The 21,848-nt window shown below is 66.1% G+C and carries 21 protein-coding genes; 10 read left to right on the forward strand and 11 right to left on the reverse strand.

What is annotated here, in order from left to right; genetic code table 11:
• The first annotated feature begins 230 nt into the window (after positions 1-230).
• Both GJV37_RS26140 and ycaC read left to right on the forward strand, forming a co-directional pair.
• A complete protein-coding gene (locus GJV37_RS26140) occupies positions 231-641 on the forward strand; it encodes a helix-turn-helix domain-containing protein (protein WP_084357199.1) in 411 nt (136 codons plus the stop codon).
• 188 nt (positions 642-829) lie between these two features.
• On the forward strand, positions 830-1,459 hold the full coding sequence (ycaC, locus tag GJV37_RS26145) for an isochorismate family cysteine hydrolase YcaC (protein WP_024765864.1): 630 nt from the start codon (positions 830-832) through the stop codon (positions 1,457-1,459).
• Positions 1,460-1,695: 236 nt separating this feature from the next.
• Here the strand turns inward: ycaC and yghU are convergent, their stop codons facing one another.
• A complete protein-coding gene (yghU, locus tag GJV37_RS26150; protein WP_024765863.1) occupies positions 1,696-2,532 on the reverse strand; it encodes a glutathione-dependent disulfide-bond oxidoreductase in 837 nt (278 codons plus the stop codon).
• A gap of 254 nt (positions 2,533-2,786) precedes the next feature.
• Between yghU and GJV37_RS26155 the strand changes: the two genes are divergently transcribed.
• The 7 genes from GJV37_RS26155 (at position 2,787) to GJV37_RS26185 (ending at position 11,766) form a co-directional block, all read left to right on the forward strand.
• Positions 2,787-4,325, forward strand: coding sequence for a sugar ABC transporter ATP-binding protein (locus GJV37_RS26155; RefSeq protein ID WP_193453110.1), 1,539 nt, complete (start codon positions 2,787-2,789; stop codon positions 4,323-4,325).
• Positions 4,318-5,340, forward strand: a complete 1,023-nt coding sequence (locus GJV37_RS26160) for an ABC transporter permease (RefSeq protein ID WP_024765862.1) — start codon at positions 4,318-4,320, stop codon at positions 5,338-5,340. The genes GJV37_RS26155 and GJV37_RS26160 overlap by 8 nt, the downstream gene beginning before the upstream one ends.
• A gap of 28 nt (positions 5,341-5,368) precedes the next feature.
• The gene (locus GJV37_RS26165) at positions 5,369-6,424 is read left to right on the forward strand and encodes a substrate-binding domain-containing protein (protein ID WP_065327432.1); all 1,056 of its coding nucleotides are present in this window, start codon (positions 5,369-5,371) and stop codon (positions 6,422-6,424) included.
• A gap of 11 nt (positions 6,425-6,435) precedes the next feature.
• Positions 6,436-7,119, forward strand: a complete 684-nt coding sequence (locus tag GJV37_RS26170) for a molybdopterin-dependent oxidoreductase (RefSeq protein WP_193453111.1) — start codon at positions 6,436-6,438, stop codon at positions 7,117-7,119.
• Positions 7,120-7,489: 370 nt separating this feature from the next.
• Entirely contained in the window at positions 7,490-9,871 is a 2,382-nt protein-coding gene (locus GJV37_RS26175) for a TonB-dependent receptor plug domain-containing protein (RefSeq protein ID WP_193453112.1), read from the forward strand.
• Positions 9,872-9,931: 60 nt separating this feature from the next.
• Positions 9,932-11,308: an APC family permease gene (locus GJV37_RS26180; protein ID WP_170859405.1), complete on the forward strand. Its 1,377-nt coding sequence runs from the start codon at positions 9,932-9,934 to the stop codon at positions 11,306-11,308.
• On the forward strand, positions 11,308-11,766 hold the full coding sequence (locus tag GJV37_RS26185; protein WP_193453113.1) for a DUF3574 domain-containing protein: 459 nt from the start codon (positions 11,308-11,310) through the stop codon (positions 11,764-11,766). Before GJV37_RS26180 ends, GJV37_RS26185 begins: the two co-directional genes overlap by 1 nt.
• On the opposite strand, the gene speE is transcribed toward GJV37_RS26185, so the two are convergent.
• Together speE and GJV37_RS26195 are read right to left on the reverse strand one after the other, a co-directional pair.
• Entirely contained in the window at positions 11,751-12,617 is an 867-nt protein-coding gene (gene speE, locus GJV37_RS26190; protein WP_193453114.1) for a polyamine aminopropyltransferase, read from the reverse strand. The genes GJV37_RS26185 and speE overlap by 16 nt on opposite strands.
• Complete coding sequence (locus GJV37_RS26195; protein WP_065327438.1) at positions 12,617-13,075, reverse strand: DUF3574 domain-containing protein; 459 nt, start codon at positions 13,073-13,075, stop codon at positions 12,617-12,619. The genes speE and GJV37_RS26195 overlap by 1 nt, the downstream gene beginning before the upstream one ends.
• Before the next feature lie 438 nt (positions 13,076-13,513).
• On the opposite strand from GJV37_RS26195, the gene GJV37_RS26200 reads away from it, so the two are divergent.
• Positions 13,514-14,029, forward strand: coding sequence for a hypothetical protein (locus GJV37_RS26200; RefSeq protein WP_193453115.1), 516 nt, complete (start codon positions 13,514-13,516; stop codon positions 14,027-14,029).
• 67 nt (positions 14,030-14,096) lie between these two features.
• On the opposite strand, the gene GJV37_RS26205 is transcribed toward GJV37_RS26200, so the two are convergent.
• The 8 genes from GJV37_RS26205 to GJV37_RS26240 form a co-directional block, all read right to left on the reverse strand.
• A complete protein-coding gene (locus GJV37_RS26205) occupies positions 14,097-14,693 on the reverse strand; it encodes a helix-turn-helix domain-containing protein (protein ID WP_089285735.1) in 597 nt (198 codons plus the stop codon).
• A gap of 35 nt (positions 14,694-14,728) precedes the next feature.
• Positions 14,729-14,890, reverse strand: coding sequence for a hypothetical protein (locus GJV37_RS26210; RefSeq protein WP_089285704.1), 162 nt, complete (start codon positions 14,888-14,890; stop codon positions 14,729-14,731).
• A gap of 105 nt (positions 14,891-14,995) precedes the next feature.
• On the reverse strand, positions 14,996-15,742 hold the full coding sequence (locus tag GJV37_RS26215) for a UTRA domain-containing protein (RefSeq protein ID WP_065085623.1): 747 nt from the start codon (positions 15,740-15,742) through the stop codon (positions 14,996-14,998).
• A gap of 8 nt (positions 15,743-15,750) precedes the next feature.
• The gene (gene pnuC / locus GJV37_RS26220) at positions 15,751-16,344 is read right to left on the reverse strand and encodes a nicotinamide riboside transporter PnuC (protein ID WP_024763741.1); all 594 of its coding nucleotides are present in this window, start codon (positions 16,342-16,344) and stop codon (positions 15,751-15,753) included.
• An 11-nt stretch (positions 16,345-16,355) separates the two neighbouring features.
• Positions 16,356-18,527 carry a TonB-dependent siderophore receptor gene (locus GJV37_RS26225; protein ID WP_193453116.1) on the reverse strand — a complete coding sequence of 724 codons (2,172 nt, stop codon included), beginning with the start codon at positions 18,525-18,527 and terminating at the stop codon, positions 16,356-16,358.
• Positions 18,528-18,639: 112 nt separating this feature from the next.
• The gene (locus GJV37_RS26230; RefSeq protein WP_193453117.1) at positions 18,640-19,515 is read right to left on the reverse strand and encodes a sulfurtransferase; all 876 of its coding nucleotides are present in this window, start codon (positions 19,513-19,515) and stop codon (positions 18,640-18,642) included.
• A 1-nt stretch (position 19,516) separates the two neighbouring features.
• Complete coding sequence (locus tag GJV37_RS26235; protein ID WP_193453118.1) at positions 19,517-20,662, reverse strand: phosphotransferase enzyme family protein; 1,146 nt, start codon at positions 20,660-20,662, stop codon at positions 19,517-19,519.
• Entirely contained in the window at positions 20,659-21,579 is a 921-nt protein-coding gene (locus GJV37_RS26240; protein ID WP_170859411.1) for an ABC transporter substrate-binding protein, read from the reverse strand. Before GJV37_RS26240 ends, GJV37_RS26235 begins: the two co-directional genes overlap by 4 nt.
• Between the last annotated feature and the right edge of the window lie 269 nt (positions 21,580-21,848).

A 21,848-nucleotide genomic window follows, 5' to 3' on the forward strand; every position in this document is an offset into this window, starting at 1 on the left:
GCTGCTGGCTGCTCTGCCTCGCAGGCCTGACCGGGCAAGGCTTGGCGGGTGTCAGTCGGGAGCTGTCGCGATGATCGCAAGTGACGACGCGGGCAATGGAAAATCCGCTTCCCGGTCTTCGGTCCGCCGCCTTTTCTCTCCCTCGGGTTAATGCCGTTTAACCAGCTTTAACTCGCCGCCACCCCTTCGCCCACAAAAAATGGCCAGCAGACCGCAGGGGAGGGACCAGCATGCTTCAGAGACTGATCGGCCAGATGCCAGTGGACGCGCCAAAGCGTGATCTTGCGCCCTGGCAGCGCGAGCGCGCCCAAGACTTGCTGCTCAAGCATCTGGACAGCGGCATCGCGGTGAGCGACCTGGCCGCCGCCTGCGCCCTGTCGCGCAGCGATTTCACCCGCAAGTTCAAGGTCGCCACGGGTCACTCGCCCCAGGCGTGGATGCGCATCCTGCGGGTGGAGAAGGCCAAGCAACTGATGCGCGAATCGTCCTTCCCGCTGGCGGAGATCGGCCTGCAGTGTGGCTTCTGCGACCAGGCGCATTTCTGCCGGATTTTCTACCGCATCGAAGGCGTTACGCCCTTGAGCTGGCAGCGCCAGTTCTTCCATGAGGAACACCGTTCGACCTGGCGGCACGCGGGCTAGCCCGAGCGCCCAGCGGTGCTCCATGTGTTTGTCGTTCTGTAAATGGAACGCTAGAGGCAATTTTTGCCGTCTAGTGGATCAAGGGTGTCGAAATTAATCTTTGTTCCATGCAGTGACGCACTGCAAAACGAGTCCAAACCCTTTCCGGCAGCGCCGGCACCCACTGAAAGCAAATCGAGGATTTCACCATGACCAACGCTACCTACAACCGCCTGGACAAAGACAACGCCGCCGTCCTGCTGGTCGACCACCAGGCCGGTCTGCTCTCGCTGGTCCGCGACATCGATCCGGACAAGTTCAAGAACAACGTGCTGGCGCTGGGCGACCTGGCGAAGTTCTTCAACCTGCCGACCATCCTCACCACCAGCTTCGAAACCGGCCCTAACGGCCCGCTGGTTCCCGAGCTGAAAGCGCAGTTCCCCGATGCGCCGTACATTGCCCGCCCTGGCCAGATCAACGCCTGGGACAACGAGGACTTCGTGAAAGCAGTGAAGGCCACCGGCAAGAAGCAACTGATCATCGCCGGCGTGGTGACCGAGGTCTGCGTGGCGTTCCCGGCGCTGTCGGCCCTGGCGGAAGGCTTCGACGTGTTCGTGGTGGCGGATGCCTCCGGCACCTTCAACGAGATGACCCGCGACGCCGCCTGGCGCCGGATGGAGGCGGCCGGTGCGCAGCTGATGACCTGGTTCGGCGTGGCCTGTGAGCTGCACCGCGACTGGCGCAACGATATCGAAGGGCTGGCGGCGCTGTGCTCCAACCATATTCCGGATTATCGGAACCTGATCACTGCCTACAGCACGCTGACTGCTGGCAAATAACCTTCCCCGCAATAAAAAAGCGGAGCCTCCAGCGAGGCTCCGCTTTTGCTTTTCTTAGGAGCGGAGCTTCTCCGCGATGCGCCGATAAGGCCGGCGCTGGGGGGGCGAGCAAGCTTGCTCCTACAAGAGCATCGGGCTGCACACGAGCAGATTCTGCCAACGATCTCCATCCGACTGCAGATGAGCAGCGGAATACCGCAGAAGCAGGCTTCGTTGCCGTTGGCAGCGGCCGCCCGTTACCGCTTGAAATCCTCCGCACTGTGCCGCTCCGGCAACGCATCATCGCCCCAGGTACGGTTCACTCGGCGCCCGCGTTGCACCGCCGGGCGTGCGGCGATTTCGTCGGTCCAGCGGCGCACGTGGGTGTAGCTTTCCACGTCGAGGAATTCGGCGGCTTCGTACACCTGGTTGTTCAGCAGCGCGCCGTACCAGGGCCAGATCGCCATGTCGGCAATGCTGTATTCGTCGCCGGCGATGTAGCGGTTTTCGGCCAGTTGCCGGTCGAGCACGTCGAGCTGGCGCTTGACCTCCATGGCGTAGCGGTTGATCGGGTACTCGTACTTCTCCGGCGCGTAGGCGTAGAAGTGGCCGAAGCCGCCGCCGAGGAAGGGCGCGCTGCCCATCTGCCAGAACAGCCAGTTCAGCGTCTCGGTGCGCTTGGCCAGGTCCCTGGGCAGGAAGTGGCCGAACTTTTCCGCGAGGTAGACCAGGATCGAACCGGATTCGAAGATGCGCAGTTCCGGATCGACGCTGGTGTCCAGCAGGGCGGGGATCTTCGAGTTCGGGTTGATCTCGACGAAGCCGCTGCCGAACTGGTCGCCGTCGCTGATCCTGATCGGCCAGGCGTCGTACTCGGCTTCGGTCACGCCCAGCTCCAGCAGCTCCTCGAGCAGGATGGTGACCTTCACGCCGTTGGGCGTGGCCAGCGAATACAGCTGCAGCGGGTGCTTGCCGCGCGGCAACTGCTTGTCGTGGGTCGGGCCGGCGACGGGCCGGTTGATGCTGGCGAAGGCGCCGCCGTTGCTCTTGTCCCAGGTCCAGACGCGGGGGGGAGTGTAGGTATCGTTCGCCATCTCGAGTGCTCACCTTGTGGGTTGAATGCGTGGATGCTACCCGCCCGATCTGCGTCGCGTCAGCCGTTTTTCTCGGGCTGCTGTTGCTGGGCGAACAATGCGCGGCGCCTCGCTCGGGCGGTTGTTAGCATATGCATAAACGATATTAAAAATAAGTTGATGCATGATTTGAGATTATAAAAGAATCGCCGCTCAGTCCAACGGCGAAGCTCTGAAATGACGCTCTCGCTCTTTCGCGTCCTATCGAGAGTCCCATGTCTGCCCAGCCCGCTTGCGCTGCATTCTTCCGCCTCGAAGGCGTCGGCAAGTCCTTTGTCGAGAACCGCGTGCTGATCGACCTGGACCTGGAAATCCGTCCCGGCGAGGTGCTTGCCCTGCTCGGTGCCAACGGCGCGGGCAAGTCGACGCTGGTGAAGATTCTTGCCGGTTCCCACAGCCACGATGCCGGACACTTGCTGATCGATGGCGAGCCGGTTCGTTTCGCCTCGCCCCAGGACGCCCGCCGCCACGGCATAGTCGCGGTGCACCAGCAGGTGGAGCAGGGCGTGGTGCCCGGCCTGAGCGTCGCGGAGAATCTCCTGCTGGACGAACTCTGCGGCGCCACCGGATCGTTCCTTTTCCGCCCAGACGAAGCGTTGAAGCGCGCCGCTGAAATTGCTGCCGCGCTGGAGCTGCGCCTGCCGCTGCAGGCGCCCATCGAAACCCTGGGCACTGCCGAGCGGCAGTTGGTGATCCTGTCCCGTGCGCTGGCGCTAAATCCACGCTTGCTGATCCTCGATGAGCCCACCGCATCCTTGTCGACCTTCGAGGCCGAGCGTCTGTTCCATCTCATCGACCACTTGCGCGAACGCGGCGTGGCGATCCTCTACATCTCTCATCGGCTGTCGGACTTGCAACGCGTGGCGGACCGCGCGCTGGTGCTGCGTGATGGGCGCCTGGTAGGCGAATTCGAGTCGCCGCTGGACCTCGCCGCGGCAGTCGAATCCATGCTCGGCGCCGCGCTGGGCGAGGTCCAGTTGCAGCCTTTGCAGCGCGGCGCGAAGGTGCTGTCCCTGCGCGACTGGCAGCTTGATGCGCACAGCGCGGTATTCGACCTGGACCTGCACGAAGGCGAGGTGGTCGCCCTGACCGGCCTGCTCGGCGCGGGCAAGAGCGAGATCGCCGAAGTGCTGTTCGGCCTGCGTCGGCAGCACGCTGGATCGATCCGGATCGATGGCCGTGACTGGCAACCGCGTTCGCCACGGGAAGCCATCGCCGCCGGGGTGTTCTTCGCTGCCGAAGACCGCGCGCGCAACTCGCGGGTGCCGGGCTTCTCGGTGCGCGCCAGCATGACATTGCCGTTCCTGCGCCGCTTCTCGCGCTGCGCTTTCATCGACCGCAACGCCGAGCGCGCCGAGGTTGCCGGGCAGATAGAAGCGCTCGGCATCAAGGGGCCGGGCCCGGAACATCCCCTGGAGCTGCTTTCCGGCGGCAACCAGCAGAAGGTCATTCTTGCCCGTTGGCTGCTGGGGCAGGGCCGGGTGCTGATCCTCGACGAACCCTTCCAGGGCGTCGACGTGCGCGCTCGCCGCGACATTGGCCAACGTATCCGCGCCAGTGCCGCCGGCCGCGCCACGCTGGTGATCTGCAGCGACCCGGACGAAGCCCTGGAAATTGCCGACCGCATCCTTGTCGTGCGCGATGGCGCGGTGGTCGCCGAACTGCCCCGGCAGGACCTGCAACGCAGCGAGATCGTCGCCCACCTGGCGCCAGCCCAATTCCACCCTTCACGCCAAGGAGCCGCGCGTGTCTAGAACTGCAGTGGGCAGCCCGGCGACGTCCTCCGTCGCACGCTTGCTCGACTTCCTCATCCACTACGCGCTGCTCCTGTTGCTGGCTGCGCTGGTGCTGGTATTCGCGCTGCTGGAGCCGGCGTTCCTGCGGGTCGGCAATCTGTTCCTGGTGTTGCAGTCGGTGTCCATCGTCGCGCTGCTCGCCCTGGGCGTGACCCTGAGCATGGCCGTGGGCGGGTTGGACCTGTCCATCGGTGCCGTCGCCGCACTGAGCCTGATGACTGCCAGCTACGTGATGGTGGTGCTGGACTGGGGGCCGCTGGCGGCAATCCTCATCAGCCTCGGCCTCGGCACCCTGGTCGGGTTGCTCAACGGCTGGCTGATCGTGCGCATGCGCGTGCCGGACATCCTCGCCACCCTGGGCAGCATGTTCCTGGTGGTCGGTGTGCAACTGATCCCCACCGGCGGCCGCTCCATCGCCGTCGGCATGACCCTGCCCAACGGCGACGAAGCGCCGGGCGCCTTTGCCAGCTGGTTCCTTGCACTCGGCCGCGCGCAGTTGTGGGACCGCGTGCCGGTGCCCGTGGTGGTGATGCTCGGCTGTGCGCTGCTGGTCTGGCTGTTCCTCGAACGCACGCGGCCGGGCCGGCTGTTCTACGCGATCGGCGGCAACGAGCAGGCGGCGCGCCTCGCCGGTGCGCCGGTGGAGCGCTACAAGCTGCTCGCCTATGTGCTCTCGGCGCTGCTCGCGTCCCTGGGTGGGTTGCTCTTGGCAGCGCGACTCGGACGCGGCGATGTCAGCTCCGGCAACGGGCTGGTGCTCGATGCCCTGGGCGCCGCGCTGATCGGTTTCGCGGTGCTCGGCGCGCAGAAGCCCAATGCCTTCGGGACACTGGTGGGCGCGGTACTGGTGGCGACCCTGCTCAACGGCCTGACCATGCTCAACGCGCCTTACTACGCCCAGGACTTCGTCAAGGGTGCGGTCCTCGTTTCGGCCTTGATGTTCACCTTCGGTCTGGCCCGGCGCGGGCGCTGATCACTTACCTTTTTCGGAGATTCAACGGATGAAGTTCACCCCCGCCAAATCCCTGCGCGCGCTGTTCGCCGCCGGGCTGTTGTTGTCCGGCGCGGCGACCGCCGAAGCGGCTGGCCTGCCCGGCGCGCCGGCACCTTTCGACAAGGGCGGTGTGCAGATCGCGCTGGTCGGTTACCTGTTCTCCGGTGACTTCCCGGAAGCCTACCTGCGCGGCGTGGAGAAGCAGGCCAACGCGCTGGACGTGAAGTTGCGCGTGTTCGATGCCCGCCAGCAGGCGGCCACCCAGCGCGAGATGCTGGAGCAGGCCATCGACCTGGGCGTGGACGGCATCATCGTCCAGCTCGGCCTCGCCGAGACGCTCAAGGATTCCATCGACAAGGCGCTGGCCAAGGGCATCAAGGTGGTCACCTTCGACGTCGACGTGAACGACCCGCGCATCACCCGCGTCGAGCAGGACCACCGCGAGCTGGCACGCCTGGCGCTCAAGCAGGTGCTGCAGGACAACGGCAAGGCCTTCGAGGCCGGCTACGTGTACATCGACGGCTTCACCCCCATGGAGCGCCGCGACGAAATCTGGCGCCAGGTGAAGGCCGAGAACCCCGGCATCGTCGAGAAGGCGCGCTTCGGTACGCTGAATGCGCCGATTGCCAACTCGGTGGCCGACCAGGCCAGCGCAGTGCTGCGCGCCAACCCTGGCATTAGCGTGTTCTTCGCGCCCTTCGACGAGTTCGCCAAGGGTGTGAAGATCGCCGTGGACGAAGCCGGCCTGGGCAAGCAGGTGAAGATCTACAGCGCCGATATTTCCACCGCCGACATCCAGATCATGAAGGAAGAGGGGAGTGCCTGGAGCGCCACTGCCGCGGTCAACCCGGAAGTGGCCGGGGCCATCAGTGTGCGCAGCCTGGCCCTGCGCATCGCCGGGGAAAATCCGGGCGAGCAGGTGCTGGTGCCGCCGACCCTGATCACCCGCCAGCAACTGCTCGACCTGGACGTGAAGAATGTCCGCGACCTGGCACGCAAGGTACCGGCCTTCGGCGAGGCGCAGAAGGTCGCGCAGGCGCCGTGGATTCCGTTGGCAAACTGAGGGCATCGGGGATGCACGACAAGGCCAGGCGCCTGCAGAAGGCACGCTCGCCGGCGGGCGACCCGCGTTACGGCGAACGCCTGCCGCCGGGGCAGGTGCTGACCGAGCGCTTCCCGATTCTCCATGAAGGCGAGGTGCCGGAGTACGAGCGTGAAACCTGGCGCCTGCGGCTCACCGGTGCGTTGTCAGGGAAAAATCCTGGGCCGCAATCGCTGGAGCTGAGCCTCGACGACCTGCTGGCGCTGCCGCAGCGCGAGCTGGTCTGCGATATCCATTGCGTCACGCGCTGGTCGAAGTTCGACACCTCATGGCGAGGCGTGCATCTCGCCGACCTGCTCGATCATTACGGCGTGCGGCCGGCCGGGCAATTCGTCATGGCCCATGCCGACCACGACTACGAGACCAACCTGCCGCTGGCAGAACTGCTGCGTCCGGACAGCCTGCTCGCCACGCACTACGCCGGCGATCCCTTGACCCCGGTGCATGGCTGGCCGCTGCGGCTGGTGATCGCCGGGCGCTATTTCTGGAAGAGCGCGAAGTGGTTGCGCGAGCTGGAATTCAGCGATACCGACCGGCCCGGATTCTGGGAGCGCAACGGCTTCCACAACGAGGCTGACCCGTTCCGCGAGGAGCGATTCTCCGGCGCGGCGCTGGATATTCCCGAGGACGAATGGACGCGAAAAGCCTTCGACTGAAGGCATGCACTGTTGCCCTGGCAACACCGGCCGATGTTGCTTGGCGAACACGGTAACTGGTTATAACCAAAGCATTTTTTATTCGTTTAAAAGCATTCTGCCACTAGCTAGGATGACGCCTTCCCCATCGGGTCAGGGATGACCCGCGATACCGAGAGCCGCGCCTTTTCGCTCATCACGAAGAGAGACCGGCCGTGACACCTGGAGCGCTTTCCCGAGCACTGTTTTTCCACCTGAGGGGAACAGTCGCTCGCGGTTTCCGGACTTCCGACACCAACCGCTCGAGCCAATCAGAAAAACACACCAGCGGAGTTCCGGACTCGCCGCCAACGGCGAGTGGCGCTCTTTAAGCGAGACAGGAGTATTTCGCGTGTTATCCCGTTCCCTTATTGCCGTTGCGGTGGCCTCGGTCATCGCCCAGGCCTCCGCGCATGCCGACGAAAGTTCGTCGACCCCCGAGGCCACCACCAAGCTTGCGACCGTGCTGGTCACCGGCGCCCGCGGAAACAACCGCACCCTGCTGGATTCCCCCGTACCGGTGGACGTGCTCACGGCGCAGGACCTGCAATCGACCGGCGCCGTCGGCGGCGAACTGGGCCAGGCCCTGGCGACGCTGCTGCCGTCCTTCAACTTCCCGCGCCAGTCCAACTCCGGTGGCGCCGACCACGTGCGCGCCGCCCAGTTGCGCGGCATGAGCCCGGACCAGGTGCTGGTGCTGATCAACGGCAAGCGCCAGCACACCTCGGCGCTGGTCAACGACTCCTCGAAGATCGGCCGAGGCACCGCGCCGGTAGACTTCAACTCGATCCCCATCAGCGCCATCAAACGCATCGAAGTACTGCGCGACGGCGCCGGGGCGCAGTACGGCTCCGACGCCATCGCCGGGGTGATCAACATCATCCTCGACGATGCCCCCGAAGGCGGCGAGGTAACCACCAGCTACGGCGCCTACCACACCCACCAGGACGCCATCGGCAAGACCACCACCGACGGGCAGAACTCCTATACCGCGGCCAAGGCCGGCACCCGCCTGGGCGAAGACGGCTTCATCCGTGGCGGCGCCGAGTTCATCAACCGCGAGCCGACCAACCGCGCGGGCTACGACGGCTTCGCCGACACCCCCGGCCAGCGCAACTACGTGATGGGTGATGGCCTGGCGCGTGACGTCAACGCCTGGTTCAACGGCGACCTCGCCCTGGGCAGCGGCAAGCTCTATTCCTTCGGCCTGTACAACGAGCGCCACACCACCGGCGCGGAGTTCTACCGCTACCCGGACGAGCACCCGGAGATCTACCCCAACGGCTACCTGCCGCAGTCCCTGGGCGACAACACCGACCTGTCCGCGACAGTCGGCTACAAGGGCCTGATCGCCGATACCTGGGACTACGACGCCAGCGTCACCCACGGCCGCAACCGCTTCGAATCCTCGACCCGGCGCACCCTCAACGCTTCGCTCGGCGAGGACACGCCGACCCGCTTCGACACCGGCGACTACGAACTGCGCCAGAGCGTCGCCAACCTCGACCTCAGCCGCGAGCTAAGCCTTGCCGGGCGGCCGTTCGTGCTCGCGCTCGGTGGCGAGTACCGTTACGAAAACTACATCACCACCGCCGGCGACGCGGCCTCGTACTACGGCGTCGGGGCGGATGGCGCAGCGGGCCTGCGTCCCAGCGAAGAGTCGGACATCGACCGCAACGTCTTCGGCACCTACATCGACCTGTCGGGCGACCTCACCGACCAGTTCTTTGTCGATGCCGCTGCGCGCTGGGAGCGCTACGACGACGCCGGCAGCAAGCTCACCGGCAAGCTCAGCGGGCGCTACCAGTTGACCCCGGTGCTGGCCCTGCGCGGCGCGGCGTCCACCAACTTCCGCGCGCCGTCGCTGGCCCAGGTCGGCTTCCAGAACACCACCAGCAACTTCGGCGACGGCGGCACGCTGACCGACATCCGCGTGCTCTCGGTGAACGACCCGATCGCCCGCGCGCTGGGCGCCGAGAAGCTCGACCCGGAGACCTCGAAGAACTTCAGCCTGGGCCTGACCGCGCAGCTCAACGAGCGCTTCGACCTGTCCTTCGACGTGTTCCGCATCGACGTCGACGACCGCATCACCCTGTCCCAGCGCATCGGCAGCGATGCCATGGAGCAGTTCATCCAGGACAACTTCGGCGTGGCCGGCGTGCATGACGTGAACTTCTTCACCAACGCCGCCGACACCCGTACCGATGGCGCCGAGCTGGTACTCAACTACCACCAGCCCTTCGTCGGCGGCCAGCTGGGCGTGACCACCGCATACACCTACAACCACACCAAGGTGCGCAGCACCAAGGCCACTCCGCAGCAGCTCTCCAACCTGGGTATCGGCGAGGACGCACTGGTGGGCGTGGAGGAACGCAACACCCTGACCGACGCCGCGCCCCGGGATCGCTTCATCCTCACCACCACCTGGAGCGATGCGCAGTGGAACCTGCTCGGCCGCCTGACGCGGCAGGGCGAGACCACTCGCGTGTTCGACTTCGGCGATGGTTACCACCCGGAGCAGACCTACGGCGCGGTGTGGCAGCTGGATGCCGAGGTGGCCTACAAGTTCACCCCGCAGTTCAGCCTGGCGGTGGGCGGCAACAACCTCACCGACAACTACCCGGAGCGCTCCAGCTCGGAGATCAACTATGGCGGCAACCTGCCGTACGACGTGCTCTCGCCGATCGGCTCCAACGGCGCGTACTACTACGCCCGCGCGAGCTATTCGTTCTGATCTGCGCTGTTGAAAATCCAGGGGCCGCAACGCGGCCCTTACTACTTCCGGAGCCGATTCATGGCTGACAACTTCGCCGCTGACAAGCCAGCCGGCCCGCGCCGGCACCTGGGCGCCGCCCACGCGCTGCTGCTGACGCTGGGCATGGTGATCACCAGCGACATCCTCAAGACCGCGCCCACCGTGGCGCTCAACGTCGGCCAGGAGCACTTCTACCTGGTGTGGATTCTCGGCGGCCTGCTGTCGATGGTCGGCGCCCTGTGCTACGTGGAGATGGCCTCGGCCTTCGCCCATCCCGGTGGCGACTACCACTTCCTTGAACGCGCCTACGGCCAGCGGGTGGGCTTCCTGTTCGCCTGGTCGCGCTTCGCCATCCTGCATACCGGCTGGATCGCGCTGATGGCGTTCCTCTTCGCCGATCACTTCAGCGCCTTGCTCGGCCTCGGGCAACTGGGCAACGTGCTGTTGGCCGGTGGATTGGTTGCCGCGCTGGTGGCGTTGAACCTCATCGGCTGGCGGGTGAGCTTCGGCACCCAGGCCGGCCTGGTGGTGCTGGTCGCTGCCGGCTTCCTGGGGATCGTCGGCGCCGGCCTGTGGCTGGAGTGGCGCGGCTTCGTTCCATCACCCGTGGCGCCAGTGGAGCCGGAGCAGGTCGGTGTCGCCGGGTTCTCCGCCGCGCTGATCTACGTCTTCCTCGCCTTCGGTGGCTGGAGCGATGCGGCCACGCTGTCGGCAGAACTGCGCGACAACCGCCGCGGCATCTTCACTGCCATGCTCGGCGCGCTGGCGGCCCTGCTGCTGATCTATCTGGCGCTGAACTGGGCGTTCATTCGCGGCCTGGGTTTCGATGGCCTCGCCGCCAGCGGTGCGCCGGCGCTGGAGCTGCTCGGGCTGGCCTTCGGCGCGCCGGGTATCGGCCTGATCATGGCAGTGGTGGTGGTGTCCGCCGTCGCCAGCATCAACTCCACGCTGATCGTCGGCAGCCGCACCACCTACGCCGCCGCCAGCGATGTGCCGGCGCTGCGCGTGCTCGGCCGCTGGGACGTGCGCCACGGCGTACCGCGCGCCGCGCTGCTGGCAGAGGGGCTGGTGGCGCTGCTGCTGATCGCGGTCGGCGGCTGGAGCGGCCACGGCTTCAACACCATGGTGGAGTACATGACACCGGTGTACTGGCTGTTCCTCAGTCTGAGCAGCGTGGCGCTGATCGTCCTGCGCCGCCGTCACCCGGAAGTGCCCCGGCCGATCCGGGTGCCGCTCTACCCATGGCTGCCGCTGGGCTTCCTCGCGGTGTGCCTGTACATGCTGTATTCCAGCGTCGCCTTTGTCGGCTGGGGCGCGCTGCTCGGCGTGGGTGTACTGGCGCTGGGCGCGGTGCTGCAACTGCTGCTGCGTTCGCGCACGGCGTCGTCTGCCAACTGGCAGGAGGAGGGCGCCTGATGCGCAGGAAACGTTTGTGGCGCAATGGCGCCATCGTCGTGCTGCTGGCGGCGTTGATCGGTCTGTGGCTGAACGAGCCGGCAGCCAATAGCGCCAGCGGTGGCGAAGCCAGCGGCCGGCGCATGCTGCGCACCGAGCTGTACGTGGAGGCGGTGGAACTGTCGCAGTGGGAGGATTTCCTCGCCCGCGAGGTGACGCCGCGTTTCCCCGATGGCCTCAGCTGGCTCGACCTGCACGGCCAGTGGCGCGGCCCCAGCGGCGGGCCGGAGAAGCTGCCGTCGCGGATGCTGATCCTCATCCACGCCGACAACCCCTACACCCGCCAGGCCCTGGCGCAGATCGGCGCCGACTTCAAGCAGCGCTTCGGCACCGCGGTGCTGCAGGTCAGCAGCCCGGTGCGCGCCCGCGACCCGGACTGGACGCCGCAGCGCCTGGACAACCCTCAGCTGTCGCGCTGAAGCCCGGCCTCGATCAGGTCGAGCATGTAGCGCGGCAGGGCGAATGCCGCCTGGTGTACCTCGGGGGTGTAGTAGCGGGTCACCAGGCCGCTTTTCGCAAAGCGCTGGCGCAGGGTTTCCAGGTCGGTGCGGCGGACCTTCTCGCTGTTCGACGCCCAGCCGAAGGCCATGCTGCCGCCGATGTAGGTCGGCACCGCGGCATGGAAGAAACCCCAGTCGGCGAAGTTGTCCGCCAGCCGCCGCGCCGTGCCGCCCAGCTCTTCGGGCTGGAGGAAGGGCACGCCATTCTGCGTGGCAAGGATGCCGCTGGCGCCGAGGCGTTGCTGGCAGTTGCGGTAGAACGCCGAGGTGAACAGGCTCGCCGCGGGGCCGCCCGGATCAGTCGAATCGCAGAGGATCAGGTCGAAACTCTCCCGGCTCTGCGCGAGGTATTCCAGGCCGTCGGCGTAGATCAATCGCAGGCGCGGGTCGTCCAGCGCACCGGCCGAATGATTCGGCAGCAGCTCGCGGCACAGTTCGACCACCTGCGGGTCGATCTCCACCGCGACGATTTCCTCGATGCCGGCATGCCGCACGATCTCCCGCAGGATGCCGCCATCGCCCACGCCGATCACCAGCACGCGGCGCACTGCGCCATGGGCGAGGATCGGCACATGGGCGAGCATCTCGTGGTAGACGAACTCGTCGGCCTCTGTGGTCTGCACCACGCCATCCAGCGTCAGCACGCGGCCGAAGAGTCGATTGCGGAATACCTGCACGGCCTGTTGGCCAGTGTTGCCCTGGTAGATCGGCTCATCGACGCTCAGCGCCTGCGCGTAACCCTCGTACAGCGTTTCGCGGAATTCGCTCATCAGAAGGACACCTGAGCCGGTTGCGACAGTCGCAGCACGGAAAGGTCGCCGGTGATGCGCTTCCACGCCAGGCGGATCGCCTCGATGTCCTGGCCGCGCGCCGCGCTGTCTTCATGCAGGATCACGATCACCTTGGTGCTCAAGCGCTCCGGCGCCGGCGCGCCATGGTCACGCCACTGGCCATAGGCATCGTAGGCGGTGAAGCCGTCCGGGAAGCGCGGCGTCACCTCCTGGTCGAGGAACTGCCGCCAGCGCTGCTCGCTGATCTTCTCCTTGCCGTCCTCCTGGCCCAGCGCGAAATACAACTCGGTGCGCAGCCACTGCGCCTGCGCCGGCCGCGTGGGGTCGCCCTGCAGTGTGGAGGTGGAAGGGTTGGTGGTATGGACGGAAGGAGCGGGCGCGGTGGCGCAGCCGAACAGCGCCAGGGCCAGGCTGGCGGCGAGCAGGTGGCGGAGCATGGGACTTCCTTGCGATGGGATGACAGTTGGATCAAACCGCCACTATAGAAGCTCGTCTGTTATTTCCTTAAATATTAAAAACGCATTCTCATATGCCGGAATTTGAGACTTATGAATTGCCATGGAAGCGCTCTAGGACGCGGATGGCCGCCCGAGGCGAAGTTTTTGCGAGCGGGTTAGATTCAATATTCACTACGGTTCTTTGCTAAGCACTGGAGGGGATATCCATGTTGCTGAAATGCACGTCGAGGATTCTTTTAAAGTCGTTAAAACGTCGAAATTGAAGCCATGACGAACAGCGCCGCCATTATCGAACCAGAACCGCGAGAAAGCACGCCAGAAACCTCCGTTTCCCCGCCATCTTGTCCCGTCGCCGCGCCTTTCTAGAATCGGCCCCATTCGCAGCACTTCATTCCAATCGATTCAGGGAGCTCCACCATGATGAACGCCATGCAGATGCCGATGAACACCAACGCCATGATGCCGATGATGGGCATGCCGATGATGATGGCGACCATGGAGTGCGAGATGCTCGATGACGGCATGATGTGCAAGATGAAGCCGGCCATGGGCATGGAAATGGCCATGTTCCGCAACAGCGCCGAGATGATGGCGATGATGATGAACTGCGGCATGCCGATGATGATGCACTGCGGCAACCTGATGATGATGGGCATGTCCCAGCCCACCATGGCCATGATGCCGATGATGGGCATGATGAACCCGATGATGTCCATGCCGATGATGGGCATGAACGTGGGCATGCCGACCATGAAGTGCATGATGGAGTGCTCCATGCAGGGCGACATGATGATGTGCAAGATGATGCCGATGCAGGGCATGAGCATGGACATGCTGAAGAACTGCTGCATGCTGATGAACAAGATGATGGAGTGCGGCATGCCGATGATGATGAGCTGCAACGGCATGCCGATGATGTGCTGCACCTGCTGATTGCGGAGAGCTGAATGAGAAAGGCCCGGCGGGTTGTCCGCCGGGCCTTTTGCTTTTGCCTGGCGAATCAGTCCAGCCGTTCGGCGTAGGTGGTGACGAGGTAGGCGACGGCCTCGCTATCCGCCGGATTCCGGTAGCTGTGCGGCTGGTCGGCGTAGAACAGGATGGAGTCGCCGGTACCGAGGAGGAAGCGTTCTTCGTTGACGCTGATTTCCAGCACGCCCTGGGCGACTACCAGGTTTTCCTGGGTGCCCGGCGCATGGCCGGTGGAGTGTTCGATGGCCAGGCCCTTGAGGCGCAGTTCGTAGAATTCCACCTGGCGCGAGACGTCGAAGGGGAACAGTGCGCGGCTGACGAAGGCGCCGTCGCCGCTGACCAGGCGTTTGCTGTCGCGCGCGGGCAGCACGGCCACGCCGTCGAAGGCGCGGTCGTCGAGGAAGGCGGCAACCGAGACTTTCAGGCCCTGGGCGATCTTGCACAGTACCTTGATCGACGGGACGCTGCGGCCGGACTCGATCTGCGCGAGCATGGTGCGGCTCACGCCGCAAAGGCGGGCCAGACCATCGAGGGAGAGGTTGCGCTTGGCGCGCAGGCGCAGCAGGTTGCTGGCGACCCGCTCGCCGATGGGGTCTTCGGTGGTGCCGGGCGTGGCGTCGAACTCCACGGCCGGCAGCTCCGTGGAAAGCGACAGGCCCACGATCAGGCCTCGCGGCGGCCGCTGTCGCGGCTCTGCTGGACGATCTGCAAGGCGTCGTAGCCGGCCCGTTGGGCATACAGCATCCACATCAGCTCGGCCTGGCGGCGTGCCTGACGGCGCGTGCGGTGGCGGGCGAGGTCGATGATGTTGTCGGTGCGGTCCATGGCGGCTCCAGAAGGCTTTGGGACAAGCCGTTAGTGGTGAGTTGGAGCTAGCCTAGCGTTGATCCTGTTAGAACCAGAAATACTGAATTAGCATTTGTTAATTACTTATTCGGCTATAAGCGGTCGTGACGGAAAATCCGCCTGGACCGCCACGGACACCGCATCCGGCCGCCAGAATTCCTGGTCGAATTCCACCAGCAGGCCGTCCTCGGCGTAGTTCAGGCGTTCCAGCACCAGGTTGCTGGCGCCGGAGGCCAGTTGCAGCAGTTCGGCGTGGTCGTCGTTGACCGTGCCCAGGCGCAGGTTCAGCGTGCAGCGCGTCTGCACCTTGCCGAAGCGCTCGCGCAGCAAGGTGGTCAGCGAGCGGTCCAGGCGCGTGTCGAGCAGGTCGGGACACCAGCTGGCGAGCAGGGTGTTGATCTCCACCAGCACCGGGCGGCCGTCGATCAGCCGGCGGCGGTGCAGGCGGAAGACGGGCTCGTCCGGCGAGGGGAGGTTCATCCGCGCGGCCAGCCAGGCGCCGGCGCGGCGGCGTTCGGCGCTCAGGCATTCGGTCATCGGCTCACGGCCTTGCAGGCGCACGTAGTCCATGAAGCTGACCAGCCGCGTCGGGTCGTAGTCGATGCGTGGCGGGCTGAGGTACCAGCCACGGCGGTTCTCGCGGTAGATCAGACCCTCGGTTTCCAGCTGTTGCAGGGCCTGGCGCAGGGTCACGCGGGTGCATTCGAAGCGCTCGGCGAGGTCGCGCTCGGGCGGCAGCTTCTGCCCGGCGAGGAAGCGCCCCTGGGCGATGTCCGCGGCCAACTGGTCGCGGATACGCGCGTAGTGCGGCGGGATGGCCTGGTAGAGCATGGCGGTCCTCAGGAGTTGCCGGCCAGTGCCGGAGCGCTGGGCGGTTCGTCATGCAGCTCGCGTTGCCAGGCCAGCAGGCCGTAGATCGCCAGCACCACGAAGCCGGCGTAGAGCCCGGCGGTGAGGTACAGCGCCTTGTACAGGAAGACCCCGGTGTAGAGCACGTCGAGGATGATCCACAGCCACCAGCTGGCGACGTATTTGCGCGCCGCCCAGAAGCTCGCCACCAGGCTGAAGGCGGTCAGCGCGGCGTCCATCCAGGGCAGGGCGGCGTCGGTGTGGGTGTGCATCGCCCAGCCCAGGGCGAAGGCGCCCACGGCACCGGCCAGGCAGCTGGTGATAGCGGTGGAGGGGGGCAGGCGTTCGACGCGCACTTTGCCGTGGTCGCTGCCGCCCTTGCTCCACTGCCACCAGCCGTAGAACTGCAGGACCACGAAGACCAGTTGCAGGAGCATGTCGGAGTAGAGCTTCACGCTGAAGAAGATCCAGGCGTAGAGCAGCACCGCCACCACGTTCACCGGCCAGCACCAGCGGATGCGCCTTGCGGTGAGCCAGACCCCGAGCACGTTGACGATCACCGCGATGATTTCCAGAGCAGACATTCGCGCTTACCTCAGAAGTTGACGCTCGCCGTCAGGCGAGCCGTGCGCGGCGCACCCTGGAACAGGTAGCCGTCGCCGAAATATTCACCGACATCGCGCCAGTAGCGCTTGTCGAACAGGTTGTCGAGGCTCAGCCGCAGCACGGTCGGGTAGTCGCCGATGCGGGTGCTGAAGCGTGCGCCGGCGTCATACACGGTGTAGCCGCCGACTTCTACTGCGCCATCGCGGTCAGCATATTTGGCGCCGCTGTAGCGCGCCGCGCCCAGCAGCGAAAGCCCCGGCACTTCGGCCAGCGCGTAGTCCGCCTGCAGGCTCGCGCGCAGGCGCGGGACATTGATCGCCTGGTGGCCTTCGTAATCGTCCGTGCCGCTGTTCACCACCCGCGAACGGATCGCCGCGAGGCTGCCGCTCAATTGCAGCGCGGAGGTTACCCGGCCACTGGCGGACAACTCCAGCCCGCTGTTCTTCTGCTGGCCCTGCTGTACGTAGGTGAAGCTGCCGTCGCCGTTGGGTCGGGCGAACTGGTAGGCCTGGTGGATCTGGAACAGCGCGGCGCTCCAGTCGAAGCCGGCCAGCTCCTGCTTGATGCCCAATTCCACCTGGCGCGAGGAGGTGGGCGCCAGGGTGTCGCCGGCGTTGCTGGCAAACCAGGGTGCCTCGCCGCCCAGGGACAGGCCCTTGCTGTAGCTGCCGTAGATGGAGATGTCCGCACGCGGCTTGAAGATCACCGCGCCGTTGGGCAGGAACTCCGCGCGGCGGGTATGCCGGGTGGTGTCGCCCTCGCTGTCGAAGGTGCGCTCGTCCAGGCGCACCTGGCGCCCGCCCAGCACGACCTGCCATTGGTCATTGAAGGAGAGGCGGTCGCTGGCGAAGAGGCCGTACTGGCGGCTGTCGAGGTGGCGGTAGCTGTGGCCGGGCTCGCCGTCGAAAGGCTCCACGGCGCCGATGCCGGTATAGATGTTGCCGGTGCCGACCCACTCGTTGAGCTCCGGGCGGCTGTCCAGCACACGGCGGAAGGCCGAGGTGCCGACAGTCAGCTCGTGGCGCAGCCAGCCGGTGGCGAACTGGCCGTGCAGGGCGGCTTCCAGTTCGTCGTTGCGGCGGGTGTCGTCGGGGCTGCGGAAGTCGTAGAGGTCGTAGTCGCCTTCGGGGCTGAAGTAGTTCGGCACGGCGGAATCGGCGCAGCTGGCCGCGCCGTAGCAGCCCCAGGGGAAGGCGCTGTAGTCGTCGATCACCACCTTGCTGCGCGAGGCGCTGAGGGTGCCGGTCCAGGCGTCGTCGAAGCGGTACTCGAAGCGCGTATTGAGGTTCAGCGATTCGATGCGCACCGGGTCGGCCCAGCTCTGGTAGCCGATGCGGTCGTGCGGGTCGATGTCGTGGGGCAGCTGCGTACCGCCGAGCAACTGGTAGCCGGGTGCCGAGGGCTGGCGACGGTTCTGGTATTCGGCGTCGAATTGCCAGAGCGCGTTGGGCGAGAGGTTCCAGTCCAGTGCCAGGGAGGCGAAGTCGCGCTGGCCGTCGGTGTGATCGATATAGGAGCGCAGGTCGTCGTGAGCGAGGTTGACCCGCACGCCGACGGTCTGTTCGTTATCCAGCCAGGTGCCGACGTCGGTGGCGACGTAGCGGCCACCCTCATCGTCGGTGCCCAGCGTCACCGAGCGCACGTCCTGCGGGCGCTTGGTGACGTAGTTGATCACCCCGCCGGGCTCGGACACGCCGCTCTGCAGGCCGGACAAGCCCTTGAGCACTTCGACCTGCTCCTTGTTCTCCAGCGCCACGTTCTGCTCGCCGGTAATGGTGCGGCCGTTGATCTTGTAGCTGCTGGCGGCGTTGAGCGAGTAGCCGCGGATCTCGAAGTTCTCGTAGTAGCCCACCGGTGCGTAGGCCTCGCCGGTGGAGGCGTCGTTCTTCAGCACATCGCTGAGCAGGCGTGCCTGCTGGTCCTTGAGCAGCGCCTGGTTGAACACCGAGATGGAGGCGGGCGTATCGAGCAACGGTGCCTCGCCGAAGCCGCCGACCGACGCGCGGCCGCTGGCGTAGCTCTCGGTGTCGTGGCCGATCACCGTCACGGTGTCCAGGGTCGTGGCGTCTTCGGCGTGGCCGGGGCCGCTGGCCAGCAGCACGGCCAGGGTCAGCAGGCTGAGGGGAAATCGCGTGCGCGCTGGGCGCGGCAGGTACTGCATGGAACGCTCCTGAAAATCGCCGGGGCGTGCGCCGGGAATGCACGGGGCCGAGCCCCTCCCGTGCGAAACGGATGGCCTTGGATATGAAACGTGAGTGCCCGCGAACGGGCGGTCAGGCCGGAGCTGCTCCGGTGGTCAATGGCAGCGAGGGCTCTGCGGCCCACTCCTGCAGCGAGCCGTCGTAGATCGCGACCCGTGTTTCCCCGGCGAGCGTCAGCGCCAGGGCGAGGGCGGCGGCGGAGATGCCCCCGCCGCAGTACAGCAGCAAGGGTGGTTCGGCCTGGCGCAGCCCGGCGAGCGCTTCCCTCAGCGCCGCGCCGCGCCGGTAGCGGCCGTCGTCGTCGAACAGGCTGCGCGCGGGCAGGTTGCTGCTGCCGGGGATGTGCCCACGGCGCGCGTAACGGGTGACGGCGCTGCCGTCGAAGAGGGCGGCGGACAGGGCGCAGACCAGTGTGCCAGGAGACTCTCCCGCGACGACTTTCTCGACGTCGTGGCGGTCGATCCAGAAGCCGTCCCGGTACTGCGCCGGGGCCGACAGCGTCCCGTTTCCCGTCTGGGAAGATTCGCCTTGCTCCAGCGAATATCCGGCGGCGATCCAGGCGCGTAGGCCCCCATCCAGCACGGCTGCATCAATGCCCAGGCTGCGCAACATCCACCACAGGCGCGCAGCCCAGAAACCGTCGCTGCGGTCATAGATCACCACCAGCGAGTCGTCGCCGACCCCGAGTGCCTGCAGGGCGTCCTGCGCCACTTGTGGATCGGGCAGGGCGAAGCTGCAGGAGGCTTGCGGATCGGCCAGCTCGTCCAGCAGGTCGGCATGGCGTGCGCCGCGGATGTGCCCGGCGAGCCAGCCGTCGTGGCCGCTCTCTACGCGGTAGTCGCCATCGAATTCGGGGGCCGCCAGTTCCACGCTGGCGTCCAGCAGGCACAGGCGAGGGTTGTCCAGCGCGGCGGCCAGCCAGTGCGCGGTGACCAGAGGTTCGCTCATCTCATTTCACCCTCGCGGCCAGTTGGCGGATATGGTTCTGCATGCGCTGGCCTTCGGCGTCGAGGAACCAGCGGGTATGACCGATCAGGTAGTTGTCGTAGGCCAGCGAAGCGCTCTCGGCCGAGCCGAGGATGCCGTGGAAGTAGATGACCTCGGACAGCGCGAAATCCGCGTGCACCAGCGGCAGCAGCGCGGCCAGGGCGAGCAGGTCATCGCGGCCGAGCGGGCGCACGCTGGCGTAACCCTGCAGCAGGGCGTCCAGTGCATCGAGGTCGGCGACGGCGGCGCGGCCCTGGTCCAGCTCCAGCCAGGGCACCAGATTGCGCTCGATGGCGGTGGCCAGGTCGAACAGCGCGAAGCTGCGGTCGCTCAGGCCGAAATCCAGCACCGAGACCACCTGCGCCTGCGGGCTATCCTCGCTCCACAACAGGTTGGAGGCATGCCAGTCGTTATGCGTCCAGAGTGCCGGCTGGCGTTGCAGGTAGGGCAGTAGTTCCCGTTGCAGCGGAAGGTGCAGTTCGCTGAGCGTTTCCCTCCAGGGGCGTGCTTGCAGGTACTCGGCGAGGGCGGGTGCCTGGGCGAAGGTCGCTTCGATGGCGGCCAACGGGTCCGGCGCGCCGAACAGGTTGAGGTTGCTGACCAGTACGCTGGCGCTGCGCGAAGGCGCATTGAAACCTTCCGCAGCGCGGTGCAGTTTCGCCAGTGCGGCGCCGGCCGCAAAGGCGTGGGCATTGTGCTGGAACGGCGTCCAGGACAATGCGTCGCGGTACAGGTCGAGGCCTTCCGCCTTCTGGTGGACTTCATAGGTCCAGCCGTCCCCTTCGATGGCGCTGCGGCCGTGGCTATCCCGCAATACCTGCGCGACCGGCGCGCCGTGGCGGGCCAGGTGATCGAGGAGCGTGTGCTCCTCCTCAAGCCAGTCAGCCGTGCGCACGCTCGGGTGATGGCGTTTGACGAACAGCGGGCCGTTGGCGGTTTCCACCAATGCGGCGGCGGAGAACGGCCGCGGGCTGTGCCAGGTCAGGCGGACTTCGCCACCGGCCTGCGGGAAGTCTTGCAGCAGTACGGCGACCTCCGCTTCGGTCAGTGCCGGCCAGTCGGCTTCCACCGGTTCCAGGCCCATGCCGTGGCTCAGGCGCTTCGTCATGCTGGGGTCTCCACTTGCCAGGCATTGCTGGTGGCGCCGCGCCAGACTTCCGGGTCGCGCAGCACGCCGTATTCATGCAGCCACTGGGCGTAGGGCTGCAGCAGTTCTTCGCGCTGTTCGCCCCAGTGGCCCTGATGCAGCCAGCTGGGCGCGATGCGCCGCAGGGATTCTGCCAGCATTGCGTGGGGAAAGTAGGGAATGGTGCGTTCGTAGACTGGTAATGCGGCCTCTGGCTCCGCTGCTGCGGCGAGAAAACCTCGTGCGGTGACAGCGAGGAAACGCCGCGCGATGTCGGGGTTGGCATCGAGCCAGTCCTCGCGCGCGCCCAGCAGATAGCTGTGGTAGGGCGGGGCGCCGATCTCGTCCACCGGCAGCACCACGCGGCGCTCATCGGCGATGGGGCTTGGCAGCAGCGCTTCCCAGGCCCAGTAGCCGCCGAAGCTGGCATCGGCCAGGCCGGCGGCCAGGTCTTCGGGGCGCAGCTCGCGAAAGCCGGCGTCCACCAGTTCCACCGCATCGGGGTCGCCGCCGTCCTGGCTCACCAGGTGGCGCACCATGGCCAGGCCGCGCGGCGTCGGGTTGAGCGCCAGGCGCTTGCCCTGCAGGTCACGGGGGCGACGGATGCCGCTGTCGGTGAGGGCCTGTATCGATTCCAGGCCGCGATGGTTGATCGCCGCCACGCCGATCAGTGGCTGGCCGAGTTCACGGCGCACCAGCAGGCGATTGCTGGGGAACACGCCGAACGCGGCGGCGCCGCGCATCAGGTGGTCGAGGGTGTCGCCGTGGTAGGGGTCGTGCACCACCAGTTCCACGTCCAGCCCCGCCTCGCGGTACCAGCCGCGTTCGCGGGCGAGGTAGAAGCCGGCCGAATTGGGCCAGGGGTGGAAGTATTCGAGCATGACCCTCAGGGCGAACATGAAGCCTTTCTCCAAAACGGCCAGCGGCCGATGACTGCGATGGGGCGTATTGCAAGGCAGAACAATTGGTATATACCAATATGAATTTCACAGGTTTTTATAACCCTAGAGAATAATAACTCCCTGGCAGCGGGCGGCGAGCAGATAGCTGTGCGCCAAGTGCCGTCGCGGCGATGGATCGCTCTGGCGCGGGCGTGCGCGAGTTATGACCTCATGCGATTAAGGTATTTCTAGCTGCAGGTGAGCATGGCTAGAGTGGCGGCCTCTTC

The sequence above is a fragment of the Pseudomonas nitroreducens genome, assembly GCF_010994165.1.
GTDB classification, from domain to species: domain Bacteria; phylum Pseudomonadota; class Gammaproteobacteria; order Pseudomonadales; family Pseudomonadaceae; genus Pseudomonas; species Pseudomonas nitroreducens.